Genomic DNA, 25,285 nt, shown 5'->3' on the forward strand with positions numbered 1-25,285 from the left:
TCAGTCTAGGTGAGATCGGGGAGGAGCGCAGGAAAACCTAGTCGCGTTCGATCTTCGGGTTGTCTTCGGCAACCGTGCCGATCGCGAGGGCGAGAGACACAACCCAGCCCAGCCAGAGCAGGACGAGACGCCAGTTTCGGGGGCCTGCGGCGGTCACGCGGATCAGGCCCACGGCACCGAATGCGGCGCTGAGGACCCCGAGGTTCAGTAGATACTTACGCATGTGCCCTCATTTCGAACTGGAACGCCACAAGCCTAGCGTGAAACCCCGGCGTGGCATCCCACACCGCCGAGAAACCGAAACATTGGTGGGGTGTGGAGCTAGCGGGTGTGCAGGCCCAGGTGGGTGCGCGCAAAGCGCACGGTCTTGCGCAGGGCCTTCAGCCGCTCCGCATCGCTCTTGGCCCGGCGGGTGTTGATCTCGGCCACCACGGCACCGCTCCAGGACTTTGCCGCCAGATACTCCAGGGTTTCGGACACCGGCTGCGTGCCGGTCCCCGGGATCAGGTGCTCGTCGAAGATCTGACCGTCGTCCTGCGATCCCGAGCCGTCACACAGGTGAATGTGACGAAGTCTGTCACCGAAGTGCTGGGCGAGTTCGAGCCCGCTCTGGCCCGCCAGCGCGGCGTGCGAAAAGTCGAGGGTGACGTTGTCACAGTCCCAGTCGCTGGGATCCCAGCCCGGGGCATAGGCGGCCACGGAGCGGCCCTTTGCCTTCCACGGGAACATGTTTTCCACCCCGATGTTCACGCCCGATTCGGTTTCGATTCGGCGCACGATTTCGAGGAAGTTTTCGGAGTACCCCTTTTGCCAGCGGAAGGGAGGATGCACCACCACGGTGTCCGCACCGACGGCTGAGGCCAGCTCTGCCGAGCGTTCCAGCTTCACCTGGGGGTCCCTACCCCAGACAAAGGTGGTCAGGAGAAGCACCGGGGCATGGATCGACAGGATGGGGAGGTGGTACTTCTTGCTCAGCGCGCGCAGTGCCTCGGCATCGCGGGTTGTGGCCGCGTTTGTCACCATGACCTCGACACCGTCAAACCCGGCCTCCCGGGCGAGCTGAAACGCCCGCTCGGTTTCGAGAGGGTAAACGCAGGACGTGCTCATACCAATCTGGATCATCGAGGTCAGCATAGTCTCCCGAGATGAAAATCAGATGATATTCGCACGGTTATGCCTGATAGCCTGGCTGGCAACCACGGGAGTGAATGATGACATCAGGCAACAACCAGAACGAATCTCGAGACAACTTTGTGGTCGTGGCCAACCGGCTCCCGGTCGATCGCTACACCGACGCAGATGGGCAGCCTGCCTGGCGCACATCGCCAGGCGGCCTCGTCACCGCGCTGACCCCGGTCATGGAGCGCCTCGGTGGCGCGTGGATCGGCTGGGGCGGCGCCGACAGCGAGGACATCGCCCCCTTCGTGCACAACGGCACCCATATCGTGCCCGTCGCGCTCAGCGCCGAGGAGATCGAGAGCTACTACGAGGGCTTCTCGAACGACACCCTCTGGCCGCTGTACCACGACGTCATCGCGCCGCCCACCTACCACCGCGAGTGGTGGGACTCCTACGTCAAGGTCAATCGCCGTTTCGCCGAGGCCGCCGCAGAAACCGCCGCAAACGGGGCCACCGTGTGGGTGCACGACTACCAGCTCCAGCTGGTACCCGGCATGCTGCGCGAACTGCGGCCCGACCTCACGATTGGCTTCTTCAACCACATTCCGTTCCCCGCATACGGTCTGTACTCGCAGCTGCCCTGGCGCACCCAGATCGTCGAGGGGCTGCTCGGGGCCGATGTGATCGGCTTCCAGCGCGTGGCCGACGCCTCCAACTTCACCCGGTCGGTGCGTCGCCTGGTCGGGTACGAAACCAAGGGAACGAGCGTCTACGTACCGCTCGAATCGGACTCCGCCCCGGGTCAAACCGGCGGATACCGACGCGGCGGCCCCACCCGGCACGTGCTCGCCAAGCACTTCCCGATCTCGATCGATTCGGCAAGCTTCGAGGAGCTCGCCCGCACCCCTGAGGTGCAGGCGCGCGCCGCCGAGATCCGGGCGGATCTCGGTGGGTCGGGCAAGATTCTCTTCGGAGTGGACCGCCTCGACTACACCAAGGGCATCCGGCACCGGCTGAAGGCCTACGGCGAGCTCCTGGCCGATGGCCGCATCAACCCGGAGGACGTCACCCTGATCCAGGTGGCGAGCCCGAGCCGCGAGCGCGTCGAGACCTATCGTCAGCTGCGCGACGAGATCGAACTGACCGTCGGCCGCATCAACGGAGACTACGGTCAGATCGGGCACGCGGCCGTGCACTACCTGCACCATGGTTATCCGCGCGAGGAGATGGTTGCGCTCTATCTCGCCGCCGACGTCATGCTCGTCACCGCGCTGCGCGACGGCATGAACCTCGTGGCCAAGGAGTACGTGGCCACCCGGTTTGACCTCGATGGCGTGCTGGTGCTGAGCGAGTTCGCCGGTGCCTCGGATGACCTCACCCAGGCGCTCCTGATCAACCCGCACGACATCGAGGGGCTGAAGGCCTCCATCATGACGGCGATCAACATGCCCAAGCCCGAGCGGGCCAAGCGCATGCGCTCGATGCGGAAAAAGGTGCGTGAAAACGACGTGGAGCGGTGGTCAACCGCATTCCTTACCGAGCTGGAACGCTCGGCCGCCGCCCGCCTCGAGGAGGCGCAGGGCCACCGGGTCGGCGCGGAGCAGCAGTGACTACGCGGCGGCCGGCTGGCCTGGGCGAATCTGCGGGGGCATCGGGAGACACCGGGCTCCCCGCCGCTCTCGGCGACCACCTAGAGCGCCTCGCGGCCGAGCCGCGGCTCCTCGTCGCGCTCGACTTCGACGGCACGCTCGCCCCCATCGTGGACGACCCGATGAGCGCCCGCGCGCTGCCCGAATCCGTCGCTGCGATCGACGAGCTGCGCGCGATTCCCGACACCTTCGTGGCGCTGGTGTCGGGCCGTGATCTGGCCTCCCTCGATCAGCTGTATCCGGGGTCCACGAGCCTTCTCGCGGTGGCCTCGCACGGCGGCGAGTACCGTTTGGGGGAGCACTCCGCCTCCGAGCCCACCGAGGGGGAGCGGGCCCGCGTGGCCGCGCTCATCGCGGCGCTGGAGCGCGCCGCGGCCTCGGTCGAGGGTGCCTGGATCGAGCCCAAACCACTCGGTGCCGCCATCCACACCAGGCTGGCCGATCCGAACACCGTCCCGGCGCTGCACGGTGCCGCGCGCGCCTGGATCCGCCACTCGGACCCAGACCTCAGCGAACGTACGGGAAAAGACATCCTCGAGTTTTCGATTTTGGCGGCCACAAAGGGCGATGGAATTGCACGTTTGCGCGCACATACGGCCGCCGGATCGGTGTTCTACGCGGGCGATGACGTCACCGACGAGGACGCCTTCGCGGCCCTAGAATCCGGCGATCTCGGGCTCAAGTGTGGCCCGGGGGAGACCCGGGCCGAGCATCGCGTGGCGGGCCCCGAGGAGGTCGCCGCGGTCCTTCGTGCACTCGCCCGGGCGCGTGCACGGTGGGCATATGCCAAAACGGTCACGAAATAGGTCCTAGACTCTCTTTATGTCCGAGATTGACCTGAAGCCGCGAAGTCGCGCAGTAACCGATGGAATCGAAGCCACGACGTCACGAGGCATGCTCCGTGCCGTCGGTATGGGAGACGCTGACTGGGAGAAACCCCAGATCGGTATCGCCTCCTCCTGGAACGAAATTACCCCGTGTAACCTCTCGCTCGACCGCCTCGCGCAGGGCGCCAAGGAAGGCGTCCACTCCGGTGGCGGTTACCCGCTCCAGTTCGGCACCATCTCCGTCTCCGACGGAATCTCGATGGGCCACGAGGGTATGCACTTCTCCCTCGTCTCCCGCGAGGTCATCGCCGACTCCGTCGAGACCGTTGTCATGGCCGAGCGCCTCGACGGCACCGTGCTGCTCGCCGGCTGCGATAAGTCGCTGCCCGGCATGCTGATGGCCGCCGCCCGCCTCGACCTCGCCAGCGTGTTCCTCTACGCCGGTTCGATCGCTCCGGGCTGGGTTAAGCTCTCCGACGGCACCGAGAAGGACGTCACCATCATCGACGCCTTCGAGGCCGTGGGCGCCTGCAAGGCCGGCACCATGAGCGAGGAAGACCTCAAGCGCATCGAGTGCGCCATCGCCCCGGGTGAGGGTGCCTGTGGCGGTATGTACACCGCCAACACCATGGCCTCCGTGGCCGAGGCGCTGGGCATGAGCCTCCCCGGCTCGGCCGCTCCGCCCTCGGCAGACCGCCGTCGCGACTACTTCGCCCACCGCTCGGGCGAGGCCGTGGTCAACATGCTGCGCCTGGGCATCACCGCCCGCGACATCCTGACCAAGAAGGCCTTCGAGAACGCAATCGCCGTGGCGATGGCGTTCGGTGGTTCGACCAACGTCGTGCTGCACCTCCTCGCGATTGCCCGCGAGGCCGAGGTGGACCTGACCCTGGACGACTTCAACCGCATCGGCGACAAGGTTCCCCACATCGGTGACCTCAAGCCCTTCGGTAAGTACGTCATGAACGACGTTGACCGCCACGGTGGTATCCCCGTCGTCATGAAGGCGCTGCTCGACGCCGGCCTGCTGCACGGTGACGCGCTCACCGTGACCGGCAAGACCGTGGCCGAGAACCTCGCCGAGCTGAACCCCGACCCGCTGGACGGCGAGGTCATCCGTACCCTGGACAACCCCATCCACGCCACCGGTGGCCTCACGATCCTGCACGGTTCGTTCGCCCCCGAGGGTGCGGTCGTGAAGACCGCCGGCTTCGACGCCGAAATCTTCGAGGGACCCGCCCGGGTGTTCGAGCGTGAACGCGCCGCAATGGATGCGCTCACCGAGGGCAAGATTAGTGCCGGAGACGTGGTGGTTATCCGCTACGAGGGCCCCAAGGGTGGCCCCGGTATGCGAGAGATGCTGGCCATCACCGCGGCCATCAAGGGTGCGGGACTCGGAAAAGATGTACTACTATTAACGGACGGTCGATTCTCAGGCGGCACAACCGGACTGTGCATCGGCCACATAGCACCCGAAGCAGTGGACGCAGGTCCCATTGCATTCGTGCGCGATGGTGATCTCATTCGGGTCAATATCGCAGCTCGCTCTCTTGACCTACTTGTCGAGGAGTCTGAGCTGGCAGCTCGCCGTGAAGGCTGGGCACCGCTTCCTCCGCGCTATACCCGTGGCGTACTCGCAAAGTATTCTAAGCTCGTTCGATCCGCCGCTGAAGGCGCGATCACCGGCTAGGTTTTGCGTCCATAGTCAGATCATCATCGATGAGGAATCATTAGCTATATGTCCACTGACATCCCCTCCGCACGTCCCCAATCCGATTCACCACTGCCCGGCCCCGCCCGCACCGAAGCTCCGGTGCTGACCGGTGCCCAGGCCGTGGTTCGCACCCTTGAGCTGCTGGGGGTGACCGATGTATTCGGTCTCCCCGGCGGCGCCATCCTGCCGGTCTATGACCCGCTGATGGACTCCACCGAGCTGCGCCACATCCTCGTTCGTCACGAACAGGGTGCGGGCCACGCCGCTCAGGGATACGCCGCAGCCACCGGCAAGCTCGGTGTCTGCATCGCCACCAGTGGCCCCGGTGCCACCAACCTCGTGACCGCCATCGCCGACGCCCACATGGACTCGGTCCCGATGCTCGCGATCACCGGTCAGGTGTTCTCCAACCTGATGGGTACCGACGCCTTCCAGGAGGCCGACATCGTGGGTATCACGATGCCGATCACCAAGCACTCCTTCCTGGTGAAGGACGCCAAGGACATCCCGGCAACCCTGGCCGCGGCGGCTCACATCGCCACGACCGGTCGTCCCGGCCCCGTCCTGGTGGACATCACCAAGGATGCCCAGCAGGCGCTGGCACCGTTCAACTGGCCGGTCACCATCGACCTGCCCGGCTACCGTCCGGTCACCAAGGCTCACGGCAAGCAGATCAACGCGGCAGCGCAGCTGATCCTCGAAGCCAAGCGTCCGGTGTTCTACGTGGGCGGTGGCGTGATCCGCGGCCGCGCCTCGGAGGAGCTCCTGGAGCTGGCCGAGCGCACCGGTGTCCCGATCGTCACCACGCTGATGGCGCGCGGTGCCTTCCCGGACTCCCACCCGCAGAACCTCGGCATGCCCGGCATGCACGGTACCGTTCCCGCGGTGCTCGCGCTGCAGGAATCCGACCTCATCGTGGCCCTCGGAGCGCGCTTCGACGACCGCGTGACCGGTAAGGCCGACCTCTTCGCCCCCGAGGCGAAGGTTGTCCACGTGGACATCGACCCGGCCGAGATCTCCAAGATCCGGATCGCGGACGTGCCGATCGTGGGCGATGTGAAGGACGTCATCGGCGACCTCTCCGCCGCCTACGCTCAGGCCCTGCCCGAGACCACCCCGGACATCGCCGAGTGGTGGACCCGCCTCAACGGTCTGCTCGCCGAGTTCCCCCTGGGATACGCGCCGACCACCGACGGTCTGCTCGCCCCGCAGCACGTGATCTCCCGGATCGGTGAACTCACCGGCCCCGAGGGCACGTTCGTGTCGGGCGTGGGTCAGCACCAGATGTGGGCCGCGCAGTTCATCAAGTATGAGCGCCCCAACGGCTGGATCAACTCCGGTGGTGCGGGCACCATGGGCTACGCGGTTCCCGCCGCGATGGGCGCCAAGGTGGCCGAACCCGAGCGCGTGGTCTGGGCCATTGACGGTGACGGCTGCTTCCAGATGACCAATCAGGAGCTCGCTACCTGCCGCCTCAACAACATCCCGATCAAGGTCGCGGTGATCAACAACTCCTCGCTGGGCATGGTGCGCCAGTGGCAGACGCTGTTCTACGACGGACGCCACTCCAACACCGACCTCAACACCGGCCACGACACCGTGCGCATCCCCGACTTCCTGAAGCTCGCGGACGCCTACGACTGCCTCGGCATTCGGGTGGAGCGCGAAGACCAGATCGACGCAGCCATCAAGCTCGCCCTCGAAACCAACGACCGCCCCGTGGTCATTGACTTCGTCGTTTCAGCGGACTCCATGGTGTGGCCGATGGTCCCGCAGGGAGTTTCCAACAGCTTTGTCCAGTACGCCCGGGAGCACGCTCCCGCATTCGATGAGGAGGCCTAGGCCATGTCGCGTCACGTTCTCAGCCTCCTCGTGGAGGACAAGCCGGGTCTGCTGACCCGCGTCGCCGGTCTGTTTGCCCGTCGTGGATTCAACATCGAGTCGCTCGCGGTGGGTGCCAGCGAGGTCGAAGGCCTCTCGCGCATCACCGTGGTCGCCGAGGTCGAGGGTCTGCCGCTCGAGCAGGTCACCAAGCAGCTGAACAAGCTCGTCAACGTGATCAAGATCGTGGAGCTCGACCCGACCCAGTCGGTCGAGCGCGAACACCTCCTGATCAAGGTGCGGGTGGACAACACCACCCGCTCGCAGGTTCTCGAAGCCGTGAACCTGTTCCGTGCCCGCGTTGTTGACGTGGCCACCGACGCCCTCGTGATCGAGGTCACCGGTGACACCGGCAAGACCCAGGCGTTCCTGCGGGTTCTCGAGCCCTTCGGAATCAAGGAGCTCGCACAGTCGGGCCTGCTCGCCATTGGACGCGGTTCGAAGTCCATCACCGAGCGCGTTTTCAAACACTAAATTTCCGTGCCCCATCGGGGAACACGGTCCAACACTTGCGGGTCCGCACCGGCGGCCGCGGGATCAAACAAGGAGAATAACCAGTGACTGAGATTGTCTACGACCAGGATGCCGACCTGACGCTCATTCAGGGCAAGAAGGTAGCCATCATCGGCTACGGCTCGCAGGGCCACGCGCACGCGCTCAACCTTCGGGACTCGGGTGTAGAGGTCGTTATCGGCCTCAAGGACGGCTCCAAGTCCATCGCCAAGGCCGAAGAGGCCGGCTTCACCGTCAAGAACGTGGCTGACGCCGCCGAGTGGGCCGACTTCATCATGATCCTCGCGCCGGACCAGCACCAGCGCTCGATCTACACCGACAGCGTCAAGGACAAGCTGACCGAGGGCAAGACCCTCGCCTTCGCTCACGGCTTCAACATCCGTTTCGGTTACATCGAGGCTCCCGCCGGCGTTGACGTCGTGCTGATCGCCCCGAAGGCTCCGGGCCACACCGTGCGTCGCGAGTTCGTCGCCGGCCGCGGTATCCCGGACATCGTTGCCGTTGAGGTTGACGCCACCGGCACCGCCTGGGACATCGCCCTGTCCTACGCCAAGGCCATCGGTGGAACCCGCGCCGGCGTTATCAAGACCACCTTCACCGAGGAGACTGAGACCGACCTGTTCGGTGAGCAGGCCGTTCTCTGCGGTGGCGTTTCGCAGCTCGTGCAGTACGGCTTCGAGACCCTGACCGAGGCTGGCTACCAGCCGCAGATCGCCTACTTCGAGGTTCTGCACGAGCTCAAGCTCATCGTGGACCTGATGTGGGAGGGTGGCATCGCCAAGCAGCGCTGGTCGGTCTCCGACACCGCTGAGTACGGCGACTACGTCTCCGGCCCGCGCGTCATCACCCCGGAGGTCAAGGAGAACATGAAGGCCGTTCTCTCCGACATCCAGACCGGTGCATTCGCCAAGCGCTTCATCGACGACCAGGACAACGGCGGCAAGGAGTTCCTGGAGCTCCGTGCCAAGGCCGAGTCGCACCCCATCGAGACCACCGGTCGCGAGCTGCGTGCACTGTTCGCCTGGAAGCAGCAGGACGAAGACTACATCGACGGCTCCGCTGCACGCTAGTCTCTAGCTTCTAGCTTCTAGCTTCTAGCTTCTAGCTTCTAGCTTCTCGCTCAAACCCGCCCCGGAAGTTTTCTTCCGGGGCGGGTTTTGCGTGTCCGGATGTCCGCCAGGGGTCGGATCCGTCGCATCACGGGGGAGAGGGTCCGGTAATCTGGACTCATGAGTACCCCCTCCGATGATGACGCGCTGAGCTGGGCCGGCGACGCAACCGATGCCACCCTGGTGGGGCAGACGCCGGTAGCCGCCCCCAAAAAGAAGGCCGCCCCGGCCGCGGAGGTTCCCGCCGCGGGCACCGAGGTGGCACCGGGCTGGCGCGTGGTGGGCGGGCCGAAGGCCGAGGCCGTCGCGGTCTCCACCGGTTCCACCCAGATGAGTTCGGTGCTCCTCCTGGTACACGGCATCCTCGCCGGCGTCTACCTGCTGTACATGATCGGTTGGCTGTTCTCGATGGGTACTCTCCTCTTCGATGGCGCCGACCCGCTGACGACGAGCATGACCTCAATCGGCAAGATTTTCGCCGTACTCGCACCGGCTCTCTGGTTCGGCACGACCCTGTGGAACACCCGTCACTCGGGGTCCCTGCGCTGGCGCATCATCGCCCTCATCGCGGGTGCGATCGTCCTGGCCCCGATTCCCTTCCTGCTTGGAGTGCGCTAATGACCGAATCCACCTCCGGTAAGACTCCTGCCGACACCGATATCGATGCGGATGCCAAAACCCTGCTCCCCGCAGAAGCGGACATTCAGGACAGCTCGGATTCCGAGGGGACGACCGATCCCGACCTCGACGCCGTAGCTCCGAGCCCCGCACCCCCGATGGGAAAGCTGCGCCGCGGCATCCAGATCGCCATCACGGTGGTCTTTGGCCTGCTCTTTGCCTACCAGGTGTGGGGCGGTGTGGGCAGCGCAATCACCCTGCCGCGCCAGGTGGCCGCAATCGGCGGCTCAATTTCGGCCCTCGGCTGGACGATGATCATCCTCAGCATCGTCGCACCGCTGGTGGCGTTCTACGTCTCCTACCGGGTAGGGCGCCGCCGCGGGTGGATCTCGATGATCCTGACCTACCTGGTGGGTGTGGCCGCCTCGTTCGCGATCGCACTGAGTATCGCGGCTGCCTTTTTCCTCACCTAATAGCAGCCGCACGTGAACGATCGTTCACGTGCGGCAAAACGGGCATGAATCACCTAGTAGAGTGTACGTACCTGGCGTCCCGATGATGCGGCGCGAGTCTTCCCAACCCTCGTTCCAGAAGGATTTGTTTTCGTGTCGAAACCCGTCGTCCTGATTGCTGAAGAACTCTCGCCCGCCACTGTCGATGCCCTCGGGCCCGACTTCGAAATCCGTAACGTAGACGGCACCGACCGTCCGGCCCTGCTCTCGGCCCTGGCAGACGCCAACGCCATCCTGGTGCGCTCGGCCACCCAGGTTGACGCCGAGGCCATCGCCGCGGCCCCGCACCTGCAGGTCATCGCCCGCGCCGGCGTGGGCCTCGACAACGTCGACATCAAGGCCGCCACCTCGGCCGGCGTGATGGTTGTCAACGCCCCCACCTCCAACATCATCTCGGCCGCCGAGCTGACCGTCGGTCACATCCTCTCGCTTGCCCGCCACATCCCCGCCGCGCACAACGCGCTGGCTCAGGGCCAGTGGAAGCGTTCGAAGTACACCGGTACCGAGCTGTTCGAGAAGACCGTGGGTATCATCGGTCTCGGCCGCATCGGCGCGCTCATCACCGAGCGCCTGAAGGCCTTCGGCGTCAAGGTTGTGGCCTATGACCCCTACGTCACCTCGGCCCGCGCCCAGCAGCTCGGCGTGACCCTGCTGAGCCTGGACGAACTCCTCGCCACCTCTGACTTCATCACCATCCACATGCCCCGCACCCCCGAGACCATCGGCATGATCGGTGCCGAGCAGCTCAGGGCCATGAAGAAGACCGCCTACGTGGTCAACGTGGCCCGCGGTGGCCTGATCGATGAGGACGCCCTGCACGACGCCCTCGTCGCCGGTGAGATCGCCGGTGCCGGACTCGACGTCTTCGTGAGCGAGCCCCCCACCGACCAGAAGCTCCTGGGCCTGGAAAACATCATCGTGACCCCGCACCTCGGTGCCTCCACCGAGGAGGCTCAGGAGAAGGCCGGAGTTTCGGTGGCAAAGTCCGTGCGTCTCGCTCTCGGCGGCGACCTCGTGCCGGATGCCGTGAACGTTGCCGGTGGCGTCATCGACCCCTACGTTCGTCCGGGCATCTCGCTGGTCGAGAAGCTGGGCCAGATCTTCTCCGCTCTGACCGTCTCGCCGCTGTCCAGCGTTGAGGTCGACATTCGCGGTGAGATCACCAACTTCGACGTTTCCGTCCTCAAGCTGGCCGCGCTGAAGGGTATCTTCAGCCAGGTCGTGAGCGAGTCGGTGTCCTACGTCAACGCCCCGCTGCTGGCCGAGGCCCGCGGTGTTGAGGTGCGCCTGGTCACCGACCCGGTGAGCGAGGACTTCCGCGACGTCATCACCCTGCGCGGCGCGCTGGCCGATGGTTCGCAGATCTCGGTGTCCGGTACCCTCACCGGCCCGAAGCAGATCGAGAAGCTCGTGGCCATCAACGGCTACGACATCGAGGTCCCGATCGCCGAGCACCACGTCGTGATGCTCTACACCGACCGTCCCGGAATCGTCGCCCAGTACGGTGCGCGCTTCGGCGAGGCCAACATCAACATCGCCGGTATGCAGATTGCCCGCACCGAGGCCGGCGGCCAGGCGCTCACCGTGCTGACCGTTGACTCCCCGGTGTCGGAGGAGCTGCTGGAGCAGGTCCGCACCGACATCGACGCCGCGATCGTGCGCGCCGTGGGTATCACCGCGTAACACACGCACAGAAAACGGCGGGGCCGGAGGATTTTTCCTCCGGCCCCGCCGTCGTTGTTCCGTGACGAACTACTTTTCGATTTCCACGACGGGAGACTCCGGGGCGTTGCGGCGCACCGAGTCGATGCCGTTCAGCGCGCCAGACTTCGAGGAATACCCCTCGGACACCGCGATGATCTCGCCGTTACCGGCCTTCAGTCGGAAGCGGTACTGGCCCGCCTTGTCCGTGTAGAGCTCAAACTTTCCCGCCATGATGCCCCTTTCTCCGGTCCGGCGCGGCGCGCCCGAATCCTGATGTCAGAGTAGCGGCGCCTCGCCTGGAAAATTGGCCCCAGTGAGGGGGATGAGTGGGCGAAAGAACTCGGCTCGTTCCCCCACTTCCACGCTCACCGCCGTGTGTAGAGCCTCCCCGCGATTGATTTCCACCGTCCGTCTCGTGAATGGGTCGGGGGATTCCCGCGGCTCGGGATGCTCGAGGGGGGCGTGACCCGGGCGATGCAGAATTGCTCCTCGGCGGTCACGACTCGAAGGCGCAGCTTGGGATACTGAACCTCGCCGAGGCGGCGATGGGAGTCGGGGTCCGTGATCGCGATCTCGCGAAACAGCACAACCCGATCATCCACGGCCACCCCGGCGTCCGTGCCAACGTTGAGGGCGATCTCGTCGCCGCGCAGTATCTCGGCGACCCTCCCGATCGTGATCCGCTGGGCGTCGGGCATCGTGTCCTCCTCAGGCCGGGTTCGCGCGAAGTGCGGATGTACTACTCCACGGGCTGGCTCCCATCTTGGCGTGAACACCGTTGCAATTGCGCACACCCGTGTGAAATCTGCCGCAAAAGTGACGCAGGTCTGACGTTTCTCGTCGCCGCCGCTCAGCGGCTCAGCGCGAGGGAGCGGCGAACCTCGGCCGCGAGATCATACGTGCCGTTACCGCTGAGATACGCCGGCAGCACGTCGTGAGCGCCCAGGAAGCCGAGCTCCTGGCGTTCGCCCGACGCATCGTGCACGGCGAGCACGATGCCGGCTCGCCGCACCATCCCCGCGGTCACCCGGACCGTGCGGATCTCCGCCACGGCGTCGCCCGGGAGTTCGAGAACGAGCCGGGTGTCGGCACGCTCGGTCTGAAAAAAGCGCAGTCGGTTGGGCTCGACCACCAGTGCGAGACCCTCGGCGAGCTCGCGTCGCTCACACTCCGGGCCGCCCAGGCGATGCAGTGCCGGGCCGAAGGAATCGGCCGGGGTGATCCACCACACCAGAGCGTCCGGATAGCGTGTGCGCAGGCCGCCGATCTTGCGTCGGGCGCGAATACTCAGCAGGGCGAGGACGCCGATGCCCGCGGCGAGAACCACGAGGATACCGAGCGCGAGCACGAGGATGCGGGGGAGCGGAAGGACCTGATCGAGCACATCGAGCAGGATAAATACCACCACGATCGCGACCGCTACGGCGAGCACGAGATAGGCGGCAAATTCGATTTGGTTCGAGCGGCGTAGGCGCGCTCGCGGGTGCGGGCGGGTCATTGCTTTTCTCCTCTTCGAGATGGTTGCTGGTTAGTCGGACGGAATCAAACGGTGAACCACAGCCAGGATAGCCTCGGCCGGGACGGAATTGGGCGTGGGAGCGGCACTGTCTTCCGGGGTGCGCAGCACGGAGTCGTAGTACATGCCGTCGCTGATCAGCATGACAGTCTCGGCCAGGACGGGATCGCCGAGCTCGGCTTCGAGCAGCGCGATCGTGTCGTGACGGAATCTCAGGAGGCAGGCGATGGCCCGGTGATCCTCCTGAGCCAGCCGGTTCAGTGCGATGGTGGCGTGGTCAAACATGTCGTCGCTGAACAGCGAGGTGCGGATGAGGCTGTCCACCACGCCGCCCGGGGCCGCCTGCATCTCGGCGAGATAGGTGGCGGAGAGGGCGTCGGCGCGATCGATGAGCCCGAGAATCAGGGCGTCTCGTGAGCCGAAGTGATAGAGCAGACCGCCCTTGGAAACCCCCGCCTGCGCCGCGCAGGCCTCGAGGGTGGCGGCACGCTCGCCCTGGGTGATGAGTAGCTTTTGAAACGCGTCGAGAATGCGGTCTCGGGTCGAGTTTTCGGCGGCCATGCGTCTCCCTTCGGATTAACCAGTTCGTGTTATTGATTCTATACCGTCCAGACGGTACAGTAAATGAGTTCGTAATTGAAGAGGTGAACATGCTTTCCGTAAACCGCACCGCCGCAGACTCTCTCAGCCGCACCCGCCGCTGGACCGCACTCGTTGTGCTGATGCTGCCGGTGCTGCTCGTCTCGGTGGATAACACCGTCCTAAACTTCGCCCTCCCGGCCATCTCGGAGGCGCTGACCCCGTCGGCCACCGAGCTGCTCTGGGTTGTCGACATCTATCCGCTGATCCTCGCGGGCCTCCTGGTCCCGATGGGCAGCCTCGGCGACCGTCTGGGCCGCCGAAAACTCCTGCTGATCGGTTCGATCGGCTTCGGTATCGTCTCGGTCTTTGCCGCGTTTGCCGGATCGGCCGGCCAGCTGATCCTCGCCCGCGCCCTGCTGGGCTTCTTCGGTGCGATGCTGATGCCCTCGACCCTGTCGCTGCTGCGCAATATCTTCACCGACCGCAACGAGCGTCGCCTGGCGATCGCCGTGTGGGCGAGTGCCTTCTCCGCTGGGAGCGCCCTCGGGCCCATCGTTGGTGGCCTGCTGCTCGGTAGCTTCCCGTGGGGCTCGGTCTTCCTGCTGGCCGTGCCGATGCTGCTGCCGCTGGTGATCCTGCTGCCGATCCTGATTCCCGAGTCGAAGGATCCCAACCCGGGCAAGATCGACTACCTGTCGATTCCGCTCGCGCTCGGCACCATGGCGCCGTTCGTGTTCTCGATCAAGACTTTCGCCGAGGGGGCCAACCTGCCCCTGGCGATCATCACCCTGCTGATCGGTATCGCCTGCGGTGTGACGTTCGTGCGTCGCCAGCTGCGCATCGAGAGCCCGATGCTCGACATGACCCTGTTCCGTCGCGGCCAGTTCTCCGGCGCGGTGCTGATCAACCTGCTCAGCGTCGTGGCGCTCGTGGGCGGTCTGTTCTTCGTCTCCCAGCACCTGCAGCTCGTGCTGGGCCTCAAGCCGTTTGACGCCGCTCTCGTGCTCGTCCCGGGTCTCGTGGTGATGATCATTGCGGGTCTCGGTGTTGTGCCGATCGCCAAGCGGATCCGCCCCTCGGTCGTGATCCCGGTCGCGCTGACCACCAGCATCGCCGGCTACATTCTGGTGGCACTCACCGGTGGCGACATCGGTGCCACCGAGATGATGATCGCGTTCTCGCTGCTGGGGCTCGGAATCGGTGCCGCCGAAACCGTCTCGAACGAGCTGATCATCTCGGGTGCTCCGCCCGAGAAGGCCGGTGCGGCTTCCGCGGTGTCCGAAACCGCGTATGAGCTGGGTGCGGTGCTCGGTACCGCCACGCTCGGCACCGTGCTGTCGGCGTACTACCGTGCCGGGGTGGTGCTGCCCGAGGGCCTCACCCCCGAGCAGGTGCACGCCGCGGGGGAGACCCTGGGTGGCGCGGCCAACGTGGCCGAGAACCTTCCGGCGGAGATCGCCGAGGCCCTGCTGGAGTCGGCGCGTCACGCGTTCGACAGCGGTGCCGGTGTGGTGGCCTGGATCGGTGCCGGCCTCGTTGCCGTGGCCGCGATCGTCGGTATCTTCACGCTGAAAAACGCCCGCTAGGCCCCTGCGGCTCGCGAGGAGAGCGCCCCCGGATGCACGCGCATCCGGGGGCGCTTTCCTGTGTGCCCGAACGTGAACACGCGGGGAGTGAGTCCGGGGTGTTTCGCGAGGCCGCGTGCTCGCCGTGAATCCTCACCCGTACGGGAAAAACTCGGGAAACATGCAGGAATGTGGCGTTAGTGTGACATCCGTTCCACGCGTGATCGCGAGAGAGGTACCGCCCGTGTCCACCCCCATCACCACCCAAACCACCGCGCAGCCCGCGGTGGTTTCGCCTCTGCCGATCGCACCCCCGGTGACCAGACGCAGCGTCAGCCTCGCCGTCCTGTTGGGCGCCGTGGGCGCGGGCATCTCTTGGACGGCGAGTGCCATCCCCTCCTACTGGTTTGACGAGATTGCCACCGTGGAGGCCGCGCACCTGGCGCCGGCGCAGCTCTGGGAGCTCGTGCAGCACAAGGACATCGTGCACGGCATCTACTACCTGATCATCCACGGGTGGATCGCCCTGTTCGGCGACTCTCCGATGGCGGTGCGCGGGTTTTCGGCCCTCGCCGTCGGGGCGGGCGTCGCCGGTATGGTCGCCCTGGGGGCCCGGCTCGGGAACCTGCGACTCGGGGTGATCGCGGCGCTGATCTTTGCGATCATTCCGCGCACCACATTCATGGGGGTGGAAGCGCGTTCCTATGCGCTCACCACCGCTATCGCCGTGTGGGCGGTCGTGATGCTCGTGGTTGCCGCTCGGCGGAACCGCTGGTGGCTCTGGGGAATCTACGCGATCATCATGATCGTCTCGATCTACCTGTTTATGTACGGTGCCCTCGTTCTGGTTGCACACGCCGCCTACCTCCTGAGCCGGCATCGGGAGCGCCGTGTCCTGGTGCCCTGGGCACTCTCGACCCTGTTGATTCTGATCTCGGTCATCCCCCTCGTCGTGGCGGGGTATGGTCAACGCGGCCAGATCGCCTGGATTCAGGGCCGCCCGAGCCTCACCTTCGAAACCATCGTGATGGAACCCTGGCTGGATAAGTCCTGGCTCCTTGGAATCTGTGCGGTGGTCGTTCTTGGGCTCGCCGCGATCCGAATCCGGTGGATCCTCACCGGTCAGGGTGCGCCCGTTGTTGTGCTTGCGGCGGTCTGGGCCTTCGGGCCCCTGCTGTTGATCGTGATCGCCAGCCTCGTGTTTGGCCCGCTCTTCACCCCGCGCTACGTGAGCTTCACCACCCCGGGTTTCGCGCTGCTTCTCGCGCTCGCGGTCACCGTGTACTCCCGGCGCTGGATCACCTGGATCCTGGTGGCCAGCCTCGCACTCGCTGCGCTACCCACCTTTGTGGCGCAGCGCGGACCGGAGGGGAAGGGCTATGGAACCGACTTTCAGAGGATCGCCGCGATCATGTCCCGTGATGCTCACCCGGGTGATGCGTTCTACCTGCAGCGCGGGGACGGCGGCTCGCTCTCCACGCGCCTCACCATTGGCGGCTACCCCGAAGCCTTCCAGGGGCTGCGCGACATCGCGTTTCTCCGCAGCGACCTCGTTGATGGATACTTCGACGACCAGACGGTGCCGCCGCGGGATCTGGGGCACCGTCTGGACGGGGTAAATACCATCTGGGTGGCCGAGAAACGCACCCCGACCGCGGAGATCACGAGCCTTATTGGGATTCTCCACCAGCGTGGATTTGTGGCCCGCGAGCGATTCTGGCTCAGCGCTAACGTGGTGGTCGAGTATGTGCGGATGCCGCACCGGCACAGCTCCTCCGTGGCGCACGACCACGCCGCGCCACCGATACATCGCCACACCGCCGCGCTGAGCGAACACCCGGTGACGCACGGTATCCTTGGGCTCTGATGTGCTCACCGAACCGGTGACGTAGCGTCGTGATTCCGGCAGAGAGGACCCGGTTGGCCTCGACCGTTCACACCCCGCTGTTCCGCCGGATTCCGGTCCTGGCTCTCGCACTGGGTCTCATCGCCACGGGCGTCTCCTGGATCGGCAGCGCGGCACCATCATTCTGGTTTGACGAGATCGCGACGCTCATGGCGGGTCGTCTGGATGCGCCGGGGCTCTGGCAGTTCCTTCAGCACAAGGATGCCGTGCACGGGCTGTACTACGCGATCGTGCACTACTGGGTGGCGGCGTTTGGCGACGGTGCGATGGCCCTGCGCGGATTCTCGGCGCTCGCAGTGGGTCTCGGCACCGCCGGCATGGTTGTCCTCGGCGGAAAGCTCGCGTCCACCCGGTTCGGCGTGGTCGCCGGCATCATCTACCTGGTGCTTCCGCGCACCACCTTCATGGGAATCGAGGGGCGCTCCTACGCGCTCAGCGCGGCACTGGCCGTCTGGGGCGTGATCGCCCTGGTTGTGGCCGTGAAGCGCGGCACCTGGTGGGCGTGGACGCTGTATGCCGTGGTGAGCATTTTCACGATCTACCTGTTTATGTACGCGGCGCTGATCCTCGCGGCGCACCTGACGTACCTGCTGTTGACACGGCGGGATCGGCCCACCCTGCTGAGATGGGGGATCTCGGTGCTGGTGATCCTGGCCGCGGTGATTCCGCTCATGCGTGCCGGTTATGGCCAACGCGGGCAGATTGCCTGGCTGGCCGGACAACCCATCGTGAACGCCTGGACCACGCTGGTGGAACCCTGGCTCGACGGCTCCTGGCTGCTCGCCATCCTCGTGATCCTGCTGTTTGTGATCGCCGGGCGCCGCCTCCCCGAAATTCTCGCCCGGTATGGCGCACCCCTGGTGGCGCTCGCCGCGGCCTGGGCGTTTGCCCCGCTGATCCTGATGCTGATCGCGAACTCGCTGGTGGGGCCGCTCTATACCTCGCGCTACGTGTCATTCACGACCCCGGGATTCGCGCTGCTACTCGCGCTCGCCGTCTCGGTGTTCTCGCGGCGCTGGATCGCCGGGGTGCTCGTGGCCGTGCTCGCCCTGGCGAGCCTGCCCACGTTTGTGGCGCAGCGCGCTCCCTATGCCAAGCAGAGCGGTGTCGACTTTCTGCAGACCGCCCAGACCATCGCCGAGCACGCCTCCCCGGGGGACGCCTTCTTCCTGCAGAACGACAAGACCAGAACCATCCGGCCGCGGCTTACGATCGCCGGATATCCCGCGGCCTTCGCCGGGCTCGACGACATCGCGTTCGTGCGGAGCGACCTGGAACGCGGCGAGTTCAACGACGTGACCCTGCCTCCGCGCCACCTGGGGGAGCGGCTGCGGGGTGTGGACACCGTCTGGGTAGCCGGCGCCAAGCGCACCACCCCGGAGATCCGGGACATGCGGCGGGTGCTGGCCGAGGGCGGGTTTATCGAGCGGGCAACGTACCCGCTGAACCGCACCGAGGTCACCGAGTATGTCCGGGAGGGCACCCGTTGAGCGCACAGCAGAAATTACAGCAGAAGGCTCAGCTGCCCGTGCCGGTGCCGCCCCGCACCACCTCGGTGTCCGTCTGGATCGCCTTCGTCTTTCTGAGCACCCTCGCCTCGATCCCGCGCTATCTGGTGCTGGTAGACCAGGTACGCGCGTCGACGCGTAAGGAACTGCTCGCGCTGCTGCGCGATGAGGCCCGGGCGGATCAGGTTGCGGTGCTCAGCGTCGTGGGTGTGGCGGTGTTCTTTGTGGTGGTGCTGATCGTGGTCGCGTGCACGGGCAACGCGCTCGAGCGCCGGTATGCCCGTCGTTCGTGGAGCCTCGGCCCAGTGGATTTTGGTACCGGTGTGGTGACGGCCGCGCTGATGACGCTGCCGGTGCAGCTGCTGTCCGGGTTCCTCGGTTTTGGCACCGTGCCGCCGCTGGCGATGGTCTACGTCCTGATCGTGGCGGCAATCCTGCCGCCCCTGTTGCTGCGCCCCGAACGCCTCGCGCAGGGGTATGCGGTCACGCTGCCGCTCGGCGTCCTCCTGCTCCTGCAGTAACCGCGTACGCGCGGGCTGTTCGGCACGAGTAAGGTGGATTCAACAACACCCACCACAGGCTGAGCAGGAGCAAAATGTCGCGCAGTGTCAAACTCGCCGTGATTCGCGGCGATGGAATCGGACCCGAGGTTGTGGCCGAGGCGGTGAAGGTCCTGGACGCGGTTGTCGCAGGCTCTGAGCTGAGCATCGAAAAGACCGAGTTTTCGCTCGGAGCGGCCCGCTACCTCGAGACCGGCGATGTCCTTACCGACACCGACCTGGAATCCATTGCGAGCCACGACGCCATTCTGCTGGGTGCCATCGGTGGCGTCCCCGGAGACCCCCGCCTGCGCGACGCCAACATCGAGCGGGGCCTGCTGCTCAAGCTGCGCTTCAGCCTCGATCACTACGTGAACCTGCGCCCGACCAAGGTGTACCCGGGTGTTCCGAGCCCGCTGGCCAACGCCGGCAATGTCGACTTCGTGGTTGTCCGCGAGGGCACCGAGGGGCCGTACGTGGGTAACGGCGGCGCGATCCGCGTCGGCACCCGCGCCGAGGTCGCCAACGAGGTCTCGGTCAACACCGCCTACGGTGTCGAGCGCGTTGTGCGTCACGCCTTTGAGATTGCCACCCAGCGTCGCAACAAGTTGACCCTGGTGCACAAGATCAACGTGCTCACCTTCGCCGGTAAGCTCTGGCAGCGCATCGTCACCGAGGTTGCCGCTGAGTACCCGCAGGTAGCCGTGGATTACCTCCACGTCGACGCCGCAACTATCTTCCTGGTCACCGACCCTGCTAGATTTGACGTCATCGTCACGGACAACCTCTTTGGCGACATTCTCACCGATCTGGCCGGCGCAATCAGCGGCGGCATCGGCCTGGCTGCCTCGGCCAACATCAACCCCGACGGCACCTTCCCCAGCATGTTCGAGCCGGTACACGGGTCCGCTCCCGACATCGCTGGGAAGCAGATCGCCGATCCTACCGCGGCGATCCTGTCCACCGCACTGCTGCTGGAACACCTCGGTGCCCCCGAGCTCGCTCACCGCGTGGTCCGCGCGGTAGACGCCGACATTGCCGGCCGAAGCGGGTCCGCCCGCACCACCGCCGAGGTTGGCGACGCCATCGCCGCCCTGGTTACCGCAGCACAGTAACGTCCGAAGGAATTCTCACATGGCTCACGACACCACCACCGCCCCGCTCGCTTTCTCGTTCGAGGCCAACCCGTCACCGCGCAGCACGGAAGAGGTCGCCGAGATCCTCGCGAACCCGGGCTTCGGCAACCACTTCACCGACCACATGGTCCAGATCGACTGGACGGTTGAGAACGGCTGGGCCGACGCCCGCGTCATTCCCTATGGCCCGCTGATCCTCGACCCCGCCTCCTCGGTGCTGCACTACGGCCAGGAGATCTTTGAGGGTCTGAAGGTCTACCGTCACGCCGACGGCTCCATCTGGACCTTCCGTCCCGACCAGAACGCCGAGCGCCTGCAGCGCTCCGCCGCGCGCCTGGCCCTGCCGCAGCTCGCCGTGGCCGACTTCGTGGAGTCGGTCCGTCAGATCGTCAAGGCCGATGAGCGCTGGGTGCCGAGCGCCCCCGACACCAGCCTGTACCTGCGTCCGTTCACCATCGCCAACGAGACCTTCCTCGGCGTGCGTTCGGCTCACAAGGCCAGCTACCTCGTGATCGCGAGCCCCGCCGGTGCCTACTTCACCGGCGGCATCAAGCCGATCTCGATCTGGCTCTCGACCGAGTACTCCCGCGCCGGCCGCGGCGGGACCGGTGCGGCCAAGTGTGGTGGCAACTACGCCGCCTCGCTGCTCCCGCAGGAGGAGGCGTACCGCAACGGTTGCGCCCAGGTCATGTTCCTGGATGGCGAGACCGGCACCCGGATCGACGAGCTCGGCGGCATGAACGTGTTCTTCGTCCGGAACGACAAGACCGTCGTCACCCCGGAACTCACCGGCAGCATCCTCGAGGGTATCACCCGCGCGAGCATCATCCAGCTGCTGCAGGACCGCGGCTACACGGTTGAGGAGCGCGCCATCGGCATCGATGAGTGGCGTGCGGGCGAGGCCGACGGCACCATCACCGAGGTGTTTGCCTGCGGTACCGCCGCGGTCATCACCCCCATCGGCCAGCTGAAGTCGCACGACTTCACCATCGGTTCGGAGAACAGCGAGCCCGGTGAGGTCACCATGAGCATCCGTGAGGAACTCACCGACATTCAGTACGGTCGTCGCGAAGACCGCCACGGCTGGATGGTTCGCGTAGACGGCTAGTCCACGCACCAGCAGACACCGCCCCGGCTCGGAGATTCGAGCCGGGGCGGTGCCGTAGAGGTTTAGGATGGACGCATGAAGATCGCACGCTTTAGTCACGACAATCGCATCGCCTACGGCATCATCGACGAGCACGAGATCGTGGTTCTCGATGGTGACCCGATGTACGCGGGGTTTGAAACCATCGAGGAGCGCGTGCCGCTGAGCGAGGTCACCCTGCTGGCCCCGGTGATTCCCCGCTCGAAGATCGTCGCGGTGGGCAAGAACTACCGCGATCACGTGACCGAGATGGGTGGTGCCGACGCCGTGGCCCCGGCCGAGCCGCTGCTGTTCTTCAAGCCGAACACCTCGGTCATCGGCCCGGAAAACCCGATCGTGATCCCGCCGATCACCAAGCGCGTGTCCTATGAGGCCGAGCTCGCCATCATCATCGGTTCGGTCGCGAAGAACGTGCCCGCCGCCGATGCCGACAAGGTCATCTTCGGTTACACCATCGCCAACGATGTGACCGCGCGCGACCTCCAGGAGAGCGACGGCCAGTGGGCTCGCGCCAAGGGCCTCGACTCCTTCTGCCCGATCGGCCCGATCGTCGAGACCGAGTTTGACCCGACCGGCAAGCGCATCATCTCGCGCCTGAACGGCGAGGTGCGTCAGGATGGCGTGCTGGATGACATGATCCACGACATCCCGAAGATCATCGAGTTCGTGAGTGCGGCCTTCACCCTGCTGCCCGGCGACATCATCCTTACCGGCACCCCCGCGGGTGTGGGCGAGATGGTGCCCGGCGACCGCGTGGAGTGCGAGATCGAGGGTCTCGGTATCCTGAGCAACCCGGTGCGCTAACGCACGCATAAAACATCCCGCACGCCCCGTCTCACACACGACGGGGCGTGCGTTGTTTTGTGGGGCTGCCGACGACAGTGTGTCGCTATCTTCCGGCGATCGAGGCGGGGATACGGGGGTCGGTTCGCGGTAGACTGAATCCGATGTCTACCTCTCTCTCACACCTCGTAACCACGGCCACCGGCACGGACGTTCGCGTCCGCTTTTGCCCGTCGCCCACCGGCACGCCGCACGTCGGCCTGATCCGCACCGCGCTGTTCAACTGGGCCTACGCTCGACACACCGGCGGTAAGCTCATTTTCCGTATCGAAGACACCGATGCGGCTCGCGACAGCGAGGAAAGCTACCAGCAGATTCTGGACGGCCTGCGCTGGCTCAAGATCGATTGGGACGAGGGTGAGGGTGTCGGCGGAGAGCACGGCCCGTACCGCCAGTCGCAGCGCTCGGAGATCTACGCCGATGTGATCGAGAAGCTCAAGGCTTCCGGGCACCTCTACGAGTCGTTCTCGAACGCCGAGGAGATCGACGCCCGCAACGAGGCCGCCGGCCGTGCCAAGCAGCTCGGTTACGACAACTTCGACCGCGACCTCACCGACGAGCAGAAGGCCGCGTTCCGTGCCGAGGGTCGCGAGCCCGCGCTGCGCCTGCGCGTGCCGGACACCGACCTCAGCTTCGACGACCTCGTGCGCGGGGAGATCACCTTCCCGGCCGGTTCGTTCAGCGACTTCGTGCTGGTGCGTCCGAACGGCCAGCCGCTCTACACCCTGGTGAACCCGGTGGATGACGCCCTGATGGGGATCACCCACGTGCTTCGCGGCGAAGACATTCTGCCCTCGACCCCGCGTCAGATCGCGCTGTATGCGGCGCTGATCGAGATCGGTGTGGCCACCGCGATTCCGCGTTTCGGTCACCTGCCCTACGTAATGGGGGAGGGCAACAAGAAGCTCTCCAAGCGCGACCCCGAGTCGAACCTCTTCCTGCACCGCGACCGCGGCTTCATCCCCGAGGGTCTGGTCAACTACCTGGCACTGCTGGGTTGGGGCCTCTCGGCCGACCGCGATGTCTTCAGCATCGAGGAGTTCGTGGCGGCGTTTGACGTGACCGACGTCAACCCGTCGCCCGCGCGCTTCGACCTCAAGAAGGCCGAGTCCATCAACGGTGACCACATCCGCCTGCTGGATGTCGCCGACTTCGCCGAGCGGACGATCCCGTACCTGCAGACCGCGGGTGTGCTGGGTGCCGACGTGACCGACGCCGAGCGCGCGATCCTCGCCGAGGCGGCACCGCTGGTGCAGGAGCGCATCGGCCTGCTGGGTGAGGCTCCGGCCATGCTCGGCTTCCTGTTTACCGACGCCGCGGCGCTCGAGTTCCAGGAGGACGCCCTGAAGAGCCTGCCCGCCAACACCGTTGAGGTGCTGAGCGCGGCGATCACCGCACTCGAGGGTGTGGAGGATTTCACGACCGAACCGATCCAGGAGACGCTGAAGTCGGCCCTGATCGATGGTCTCGAACTCAAGCCGCGGATCGCCTACGGTCCGCTGCGGGTGGGTATCTCCGGTCGCCGGATTTCCCCGCCGCTGTTTGAGTCGATGGAAATCCTGGGCAAGGCCGAGACGCTTGCGCGTCTCGAGCGCCTGTCCGCACTGCGAGGGGAATAACAAAACCATGGATATTGACGTTGTGGTTGTGGGCGGGGGCCCCGCCGGACTGTCCTGTGCGCTGAACCTGGTGCGCGCGCGTCAGCGGGTGCTGGTGCTGGATGGTAACCGTCCGCGGCACGCCGCGACGTTGATGTCTCACGGCTTCCTCACCCGGGACGGGGTGCCGCCGCTCGAGCTGCGGCGCCTCGCCCGGGAGGATGTGGAGGCCTACGATAACGGCACGGTGGCGTTCGCCCAGGTCGACAGCATCACCCCGGAGGGTGACGGCTTCGTCGTGAAGGCCACCGGCGTGCGCGGGGCTCCGGACCACGAGGTGCGTGCGCGTCGCGTGGTGCTCGCCACCGGCCTGACCGAGCGTCTGCCGCAGATTCAGGGTGTGCGCTCGTTCTACGGCACCTCGATTCACTCCTGCTTTGAGTGTGACGGCTTTGAGAAGAGCGATCAGCCCCTGGTGATGCTCGGCGAAACCGAGGATCTCGTACGCCGTGCCCTGCACACCACCCTGTGGTCGGATGACGTGGTGGCGCTGAGTAACGGGAGTGACCGCGTGCCGGCCTCGGCGGATGCCGAGCTCGCCGCCGCGGGGATCCGCCTGGATCGCCGCCCCATCGCCGAGCTCGTTGGCGACCGCTCCGGCCTCACCGGCGTGCGCTTCGAGGACGGCGACGTCCTGGAGCGGAGCGCGGGCTTTGTGCGTCCCGAGTGGACGGTGCCCGACGGCTACCTGACCGAGCTGAACCTGGATCGCACACCCAGCGCCCACGTGGGCTCCGCAGATGATTCGGCGGATCCCGAGCTGGGCGCGCTGATCAGCGTCGACGACGAGGGTCGCACCAGCGTCCCCGGCGTATACGCGGTGGGGGATATCACCCCACCCGGCCCGCAGCAGCTCATCGTCGCCGCCGGTGCCGGTGCGCGGGCCGCAGCCGCAGTGCTGCGCGACACGCTCGACACGCGCATTCACGCCGTCGATTTGGCGTCCAGCTAACGCTCCGGCTATTCTAGAAACATCAGCACGGCACTGAGAAAAAGGTTCCGAACTGATGGGGTATGGTGTAATTGGCAACACGACTGATTCTGGTTCAGTTATTCTTGGTTCGAGTCCAGGTACCCCAGCAAAATAAACTCCTCGCTTTTCGAAGCGGGGAGTTTTTGTTTGTGTCGGTCTGTACGGAACGTCTCCTCCAGGGATGGGGCAATGGTGTCCCTCGCCCAGAAACGGGTGCCGACGGGCGGCGACGTGGGGCGGTCGCGCGCGGTTCCGGGGGCGAGAAT

At 65.8% G+C, this 25,285-nt stretch carries 24 protein-coding genes and 1 tRNA gene; 19 read left to right on the top strand and 6 right to left on the bottom strand.

Annotated features, from left to right (window positions below):
- Positions 1-37: 37 nt before the first annotated feature.
- Both D9V32_RS06640 and D9V32_RS06645 read right to left on the bottom strand, forming a co-directional pair.
- A complete protein-coding gene (locus tag D9V32_RS06640; protein WP_121648104.1) occupies positions 38-223 on the bottom strand; it encodes a hypothetical protein in 186 nt (61 codons plus the stop codon).
- 98 nt (positions 224-321) lie between these two features.
- A complete protein-coding gene (locus D9V32_RS06645) occupies positions 322-1,122 on the bottom strand; it encodes a sugar phosphate isomerase/epimerase family protein (RefSeq protein WP_121648189.1) in 801 nt (266 codons plus the stop codon).
- 86 nt (positions 1,123-1,208) lie between these two features.
- Here D9V32_RS06645 and D9V32_RS06650 point away from each other — a divergent pair, with 86 nt between their 5' ends.
- The 9 genes from D9V32_RS06650 to serA all read left to right on the top strand — a co-directional run bounded on the left by D9V32_RS06650 (position 1,209) and on the right by serA (position 11,625).
- Positions 1,209-2,729 carry an alpha,alpha-trehalose-phosphate synthase (UDP-forming) gene (locus D9V32_RS06650; RefSeq protein ID WP_220700665.1) on the top strand — a complete coding sequence of 507 codons (1,521 nt, stop codon included), beginning with the start codon at positions 1,209-1,211 and terminating at the stop codon, positions 2,727-2,729.
- A complete protein-coding gene (otsB, locus tag D9V32_RS06655; RefSeq protein WP_183086206.1) occupies positions 2,726-3,574 on the top strand; it encodes a trehalose-phosphatase in 849 nt (282 codons plus the stop codon). Before D9V32_RS06650 ends, otsB begins: the two co-directional genes overlap by 4 nt.
- Positions 3,575-3,590: 16 nt before the next feature.
- On the top strand, positions 3,591-5,285 hold the full coding sequence (ilvD, locus tag D9V32_RS06660; protein ID WP_121648107.1) for a dihydroxy-acid dehydratase: 1,695 nt from the start codon (positions 3,591-3,593) through the stop codon (positions 5,283-5,285).
- A 48-nt stretch (positions 5,286-5,333) separates the two neighbouring features.
- A complete protein-coding gene (locus D9V32_RS06665) occupies positions 5,334-7,151 on the top strand; it encodes an acetolactate synthase large subunit (protein ID WP_121648108.1) in 1,818 nt (605 codons plus the stop codon).
- Between the two features lie 3 nt (positions 7,152-7,154).
- On the top strand, positions 7,155-7,664 hold the full coding sequence (ilvN, locus tag D9V32_RS06670; RefSeq protein WP_121648109.1) for an acetolactate synthase small subunit: 510 nt from the start codon (positions 7,155-7,157) through the stop codon (positions 7,662-7,664).
- Between the two features lie 83 nt (positions 7,665-7,747).
- Positions 7,748-8,773 (top strand): ketol-acid reductoisomerase, encoded by a 1,026-nt coding sequence (gene ilvC, locus D9V32_RS06675; protein ID WP_121648110.1) that lies wholly within the window; start codon positions 7,748-7,750, stop codon positions 8,771-8,773.
- Between the two features lie 159 nt (positions 8,774-8,932).
- Positions 8,933-9,430 carry a hypothetical protein gene (locus D9V32_RS06680; protein ID WP_121648111.1) on the top strand — a complete coding sequence of 166 codons (498 nt, stop codon included), beginning with the start codon at positions 8,933-8,935 and terminating at the stop codon, positions 9,428-9,430.
- Positions 9,430-9,903, top strand: coding sequence for a hypothetical protein (locus D9V32_RS06685; protein WP_121648112.1), 474 nt, complete (start codon positions 9,430-9,432; stop codon positions 9,901-9,903). Before D9V32_RS06680 ends, D9V32_RS06685 begins: the two co-directional genes overlap by 1 nt.
- Positions 9,904-10,035: 132 nt before the next feature.
- Positions 10,036-11,625 (top strand): phosphoglycerate dehydrogenase, encoded by a 1,590-nt coding sequence (gene serA / locus D9V32_RS06690; protein WP_121648113.1) that lies wholly within the window; start codon positions 10,036-10,038, stop codon positions 11,623-11,625.
- A 69-nt stretch (positions 11,626-11,694) separates the two neighbouring features.
- Here the strand turns inward: serA and D9V32_RS06695 are convergent, their stop codons facing one another.
- The 4 genes from D9V32_RS06695 to D9V32_RS06710 form a co-directional block, all read right to left on the bottom strand.
- Positions 11,695-11,877 (bottom strand): YegP family protein, encoded by a 183-nt coding sequence (locus tag D9V32_RS06695; protein WP_121648114.1) that lies wholly within the window; start codon positions 11,875-11,877, stop codon positions 11,695-11,697.
- Between the two features lie 134 nt (positions 11,878-12,011).
- The gene (locus tag D9V32_RS06700) at positions 12,012-12,344 is read right to left on the bottom strand and encodes a hypothetical protein (RefSeq protein WP_121648115.1); all 333 of its coding nucleotides are present in this window, start codon (positions 12,342-12,344) and stop codon (positions 12,012-12,014) included.
- A gap of 152 nt (positions 12,345-12,496) precedes the next feature.
- Entirely contained in the window at positions 12,497-13,144 is a 648-nt protein-coding gene (locus tag D9V32_RS06705) for a hypothetical protein (protein ID WP_121648116.1), read from the bottom strand.
- Between the two features lie 30 nt (positions 13,145-13,174).
- Positions 13,175-13,723, bottom strand: coding sequence for a TetR/AcrR family transcriptional regulator (locus tag D9V32_RS06710; RefSeq protein ID WP_121648117.1), 549 nt, complete (start codon positions 13,721-13,723; stop codon positions 13,175-13,177).
- Between the two features lie 89 nt (positions 13,724-13,812).
- On the opposite strand from D9V32_RS06710, the gene D9V32_RS06715 reads away from it, so the two are divergent.
- The 10 genes from D9V32_RS06715 (at position 13,813) to D9V32_RS06760 (ending at position 25,126) form a co-directional block, all read left to right on the top strand.
- Entirely contained in the window at positions 13,813-15,330 is a 1,518-nt protein-coding gene (locus D9V32_RS06715; RefSeq protein WP_121648118.1) for an MFS transporter, read from the top strand.
- 223 nt (positions 15,331-15,553) lie between these two features.
- On the top strand, positions 15,554-17,176 hold the full coding sequence (locus D9V32_RS06720; RefSeq protein WP_183086207.1) for a glycosyltransferase family 39 protein: 1,623 nt from the start codon (positions 15,554-15,556) through the stop codon (positions 17,174-17,176).
- Between the two features lie 53 nt (positions 17,177-17,229).
- Positions 17,230-18,705 (top strand): glycosyltransferase family 39 protein, encoded by a 1,476-nt coding sequence (locus tag D9V32_RS06725; RefSeq protein ID WP_121648120.1) that lies wholly within the window; start codon positions 17,230-17,232, stop codon positions 18,703-18,705.
- Entirely contained in the window at positions 18,702-19,244 is a 543-nt protein-coding gene (locus D9V32_RS06730) for a hypothetical protein (RefSeq protein ID WP_121648121.1), read from the top strand. The genes D9V32_RS06725 and D9V32_RS06730 overlap by 4 nt, the downstream gene beginning before the upstream one ends.
- Before the next feature lie 74 nt (positions 19,245-19,318).
- The gene (locus tag D9V32_RS06735; RefSeq protein ID WP_121648122.1) at positions 19,319-20,377 is read left to right on the top strand and encodes a 3-isopropylmalate dehydrogenase; all 1,059 of its coding nucleotides are present in this window, start codon (positions 19,319-19,321) and stop codon (positions 20,375-20,377) included.
- A gap of 19 nt (positions 20,378-20,396) precedes the next feature.
- Positions 20,397-21,506, top strand: a complete 1,110-nt coding sequence (locus D9V32_RS06740; protein ID WP_121648123.1) for a branched-chain amino acid aminotransferase — start codon at positions 20,397-20,399, stop codon at positions 21,504-21,506.
- 75 nt (positions 21,507-21,581) lie between these two features.
- On the top strand, positions 21,582-22,349 hold the full coding sequence (locus D9V32_RS06745) for a fumarylacetoacetate hydrolase family protein (RefSeq protein ID WP_121648124.1): 768 nt from the start codon (positions 21,582-21,584) through the stop codon (positions 22,347-22,349).
- Positions 22,350-22,492: 143 nt separating this feature from the next.
- Positions 22,493-24,007, top strand: coding sequence for a glutamate--tRNA ligase (gene gltX, locus D9V32_RS06750; RefSeq protein ID WP_121648125.1), 1,515 nt, complete (start codon positions 22,493-22,495; stop codon positions 24,005-24,007).
- A gap of 7 nt (positions 24,008-24,014) precedes the next feature.
- Positions 24,015-24,998: an NAD(P)/FAD-dependent oxidoreductase gene (locus D9V32_RS06755; RefSeq protein WP_121648126.1), complete on the top strand. Its 984-nt coding sequence runs from the start codon at positions 24,015-24,017 to the stop codon at positions 24,996-24,998.
- A 56-nt stretch (positions 24,999-25,054) separates the two neighbouring features.
- Positions 25,055-25,126 (top strand) — tRNA-Gln (locus D9V32_RS06760).
- Positions 25,127-25,285 lie beyond the last annotated feature (159 nt).

It is taken from the genome of Mycetocola tolaasinivorans (assembly GCF_003667565.1).
In the GTDB taxonomy this organism is placed as follows: domain Bacteria; phylum Actinomycetota; class Actinomycetes; order Actinomycetales; family Microbacteriaceae; genus Mycetocola; species Mycetocola tolaasinivorans.

What these genes read in the sequence shown, in the direction of transcription:
- ilvD (WP_121648107.1), top strand. Translation starts at nt 3,591, where the DNA reads ATGTCCGAGATTGACCTGAAGCCGCGAAGTCGCGCAGTAACCGATGGA.
- D9V32_RS06755 (WP_121648126.1), top strand. Translation starts at nt 24,015, where the DNA reads ATGGATATTGACGTTGTGGTTGTGGGCGGGGGCCCCGCCGGACTGTCC.
- D9V32_RS06650 (WP_220700665.1), top strand. Translation starts at nt 1,209, where the DNA reads ATGATGACATCAGGCAACAACCAGAACGAATCTCGAGACAACTTTGTG.
- D9V32_RS06680 (WP_121648111.1), top strand. Translation starts at nt 8,933, where the DNA reads ATGAGTACCCCCTCCGATGATGACGCGCTGAGCTGGGCCGGCGACGCA.
- D9V32_RS06695 (WP_121648114.1), bottom strand. Translation starts at nt 11,877, where the DNA reads ATGGCGGGAAAGTTTGAGCTCTACACGGACAAGGCGGGCCAGTACCGC.
- D9V32_RS06715 (WP_121648118.1), top strand. Translation starts at nt 13,813, where the DNA reads ATGCTTTCCGTAAACCGCACCGCCGCAGACTCTCTCAGCCGCACCCGC.
- D9V32_RS06645 (WP_121648189.1), bottom strand. Translation starts at nt 1,122, where the DNA reads ATGATCCAGATTGGTATGAGCACGTCCTGCGTTTACCCTCTCGAAACC.
- D9V32_RS06705 (WP_121648116.1), bottom strand. Translation starts at nt 13,144, where the DNA reads ATGACCCGCCCGCACCCGCGAGCGCGCCTACGCCGCTCGAACCAAATC.
- D9V32_RS06685 (WP_121648112.1), top strand. Translation starts at nt 9,430, where the DNA reads ATGACCGAATCCACCTCCGGTAAGACTCCTGCCGACACCGATATCGAT.
- D9V32_RS06740 (WP_121648123.1), top strand. Translation starts at nt 20,397, where the DNA reads ATGGCTCACGACACCACCACCGCCCCGCTCGCTTTCTCGTTCGAGGCC.
- D9V32_RS06700 (WP_121648115.1), bottom strand. Translation starts at nt 12,344, where the DNA reads ATGCCCGACGCCCAGCGGATCACGATCGGGAGGGTCGCCGAGATACTG.
- D9V32_RS06710 (WP_121648117.1), bottom strand. Translation starts at nt 13,723, where the DNA reads ATGGCCGCCGAAAACTCGACCCGAGACCGCATTCTCGACGCGTTTCAA.
- D9V32_RS06640 (WP_121648104.1), bottom strand. Translation starts at nt 223, where the DNA reads ATGCGTAAGTATCTACTGAACCTCGGGGTCCTCAGCGCCGCATTCGGT.
- D9V32_RS06665 (WP_121648108.1), top strand. Translation starts at nt 5,334, where the DNA reads ATGTCCACTGACATCCCCTCCGCACGTCCCCAATCCGATTCACCACTG.
- gltX (WP_121648125.1), top strand. Translation starts at nt 22,493, where the DNA reads ATGTCTACCTCTCTCTCACACCTCGTAACCACGGCCACCGGCACGGAC.
- D9V32_RS06735 (WP_121648122.1), top strand. Translation starts at nt 19,319, where the DNA reads ATGTCGCGCAGTGTCAAACTCGCCGTGATTCGCGGCGATGGAATCGGA.
- ilvN (WP_121648109.1), top strand. Translation starts at nt 7,155, where the DNA reads ATGTCGCGTCACGTTCTCAGCCTCCTCGTGGAGGACAAGCCGGGTCTG.
- D9V32_RS06745 (WP_121648124.1), top strand. Translation starts at nt 21,582, where the DNA reads ATGAAGATCGCACGCTTTAGTCACGACAATCGCATCGCCTACGGCATC.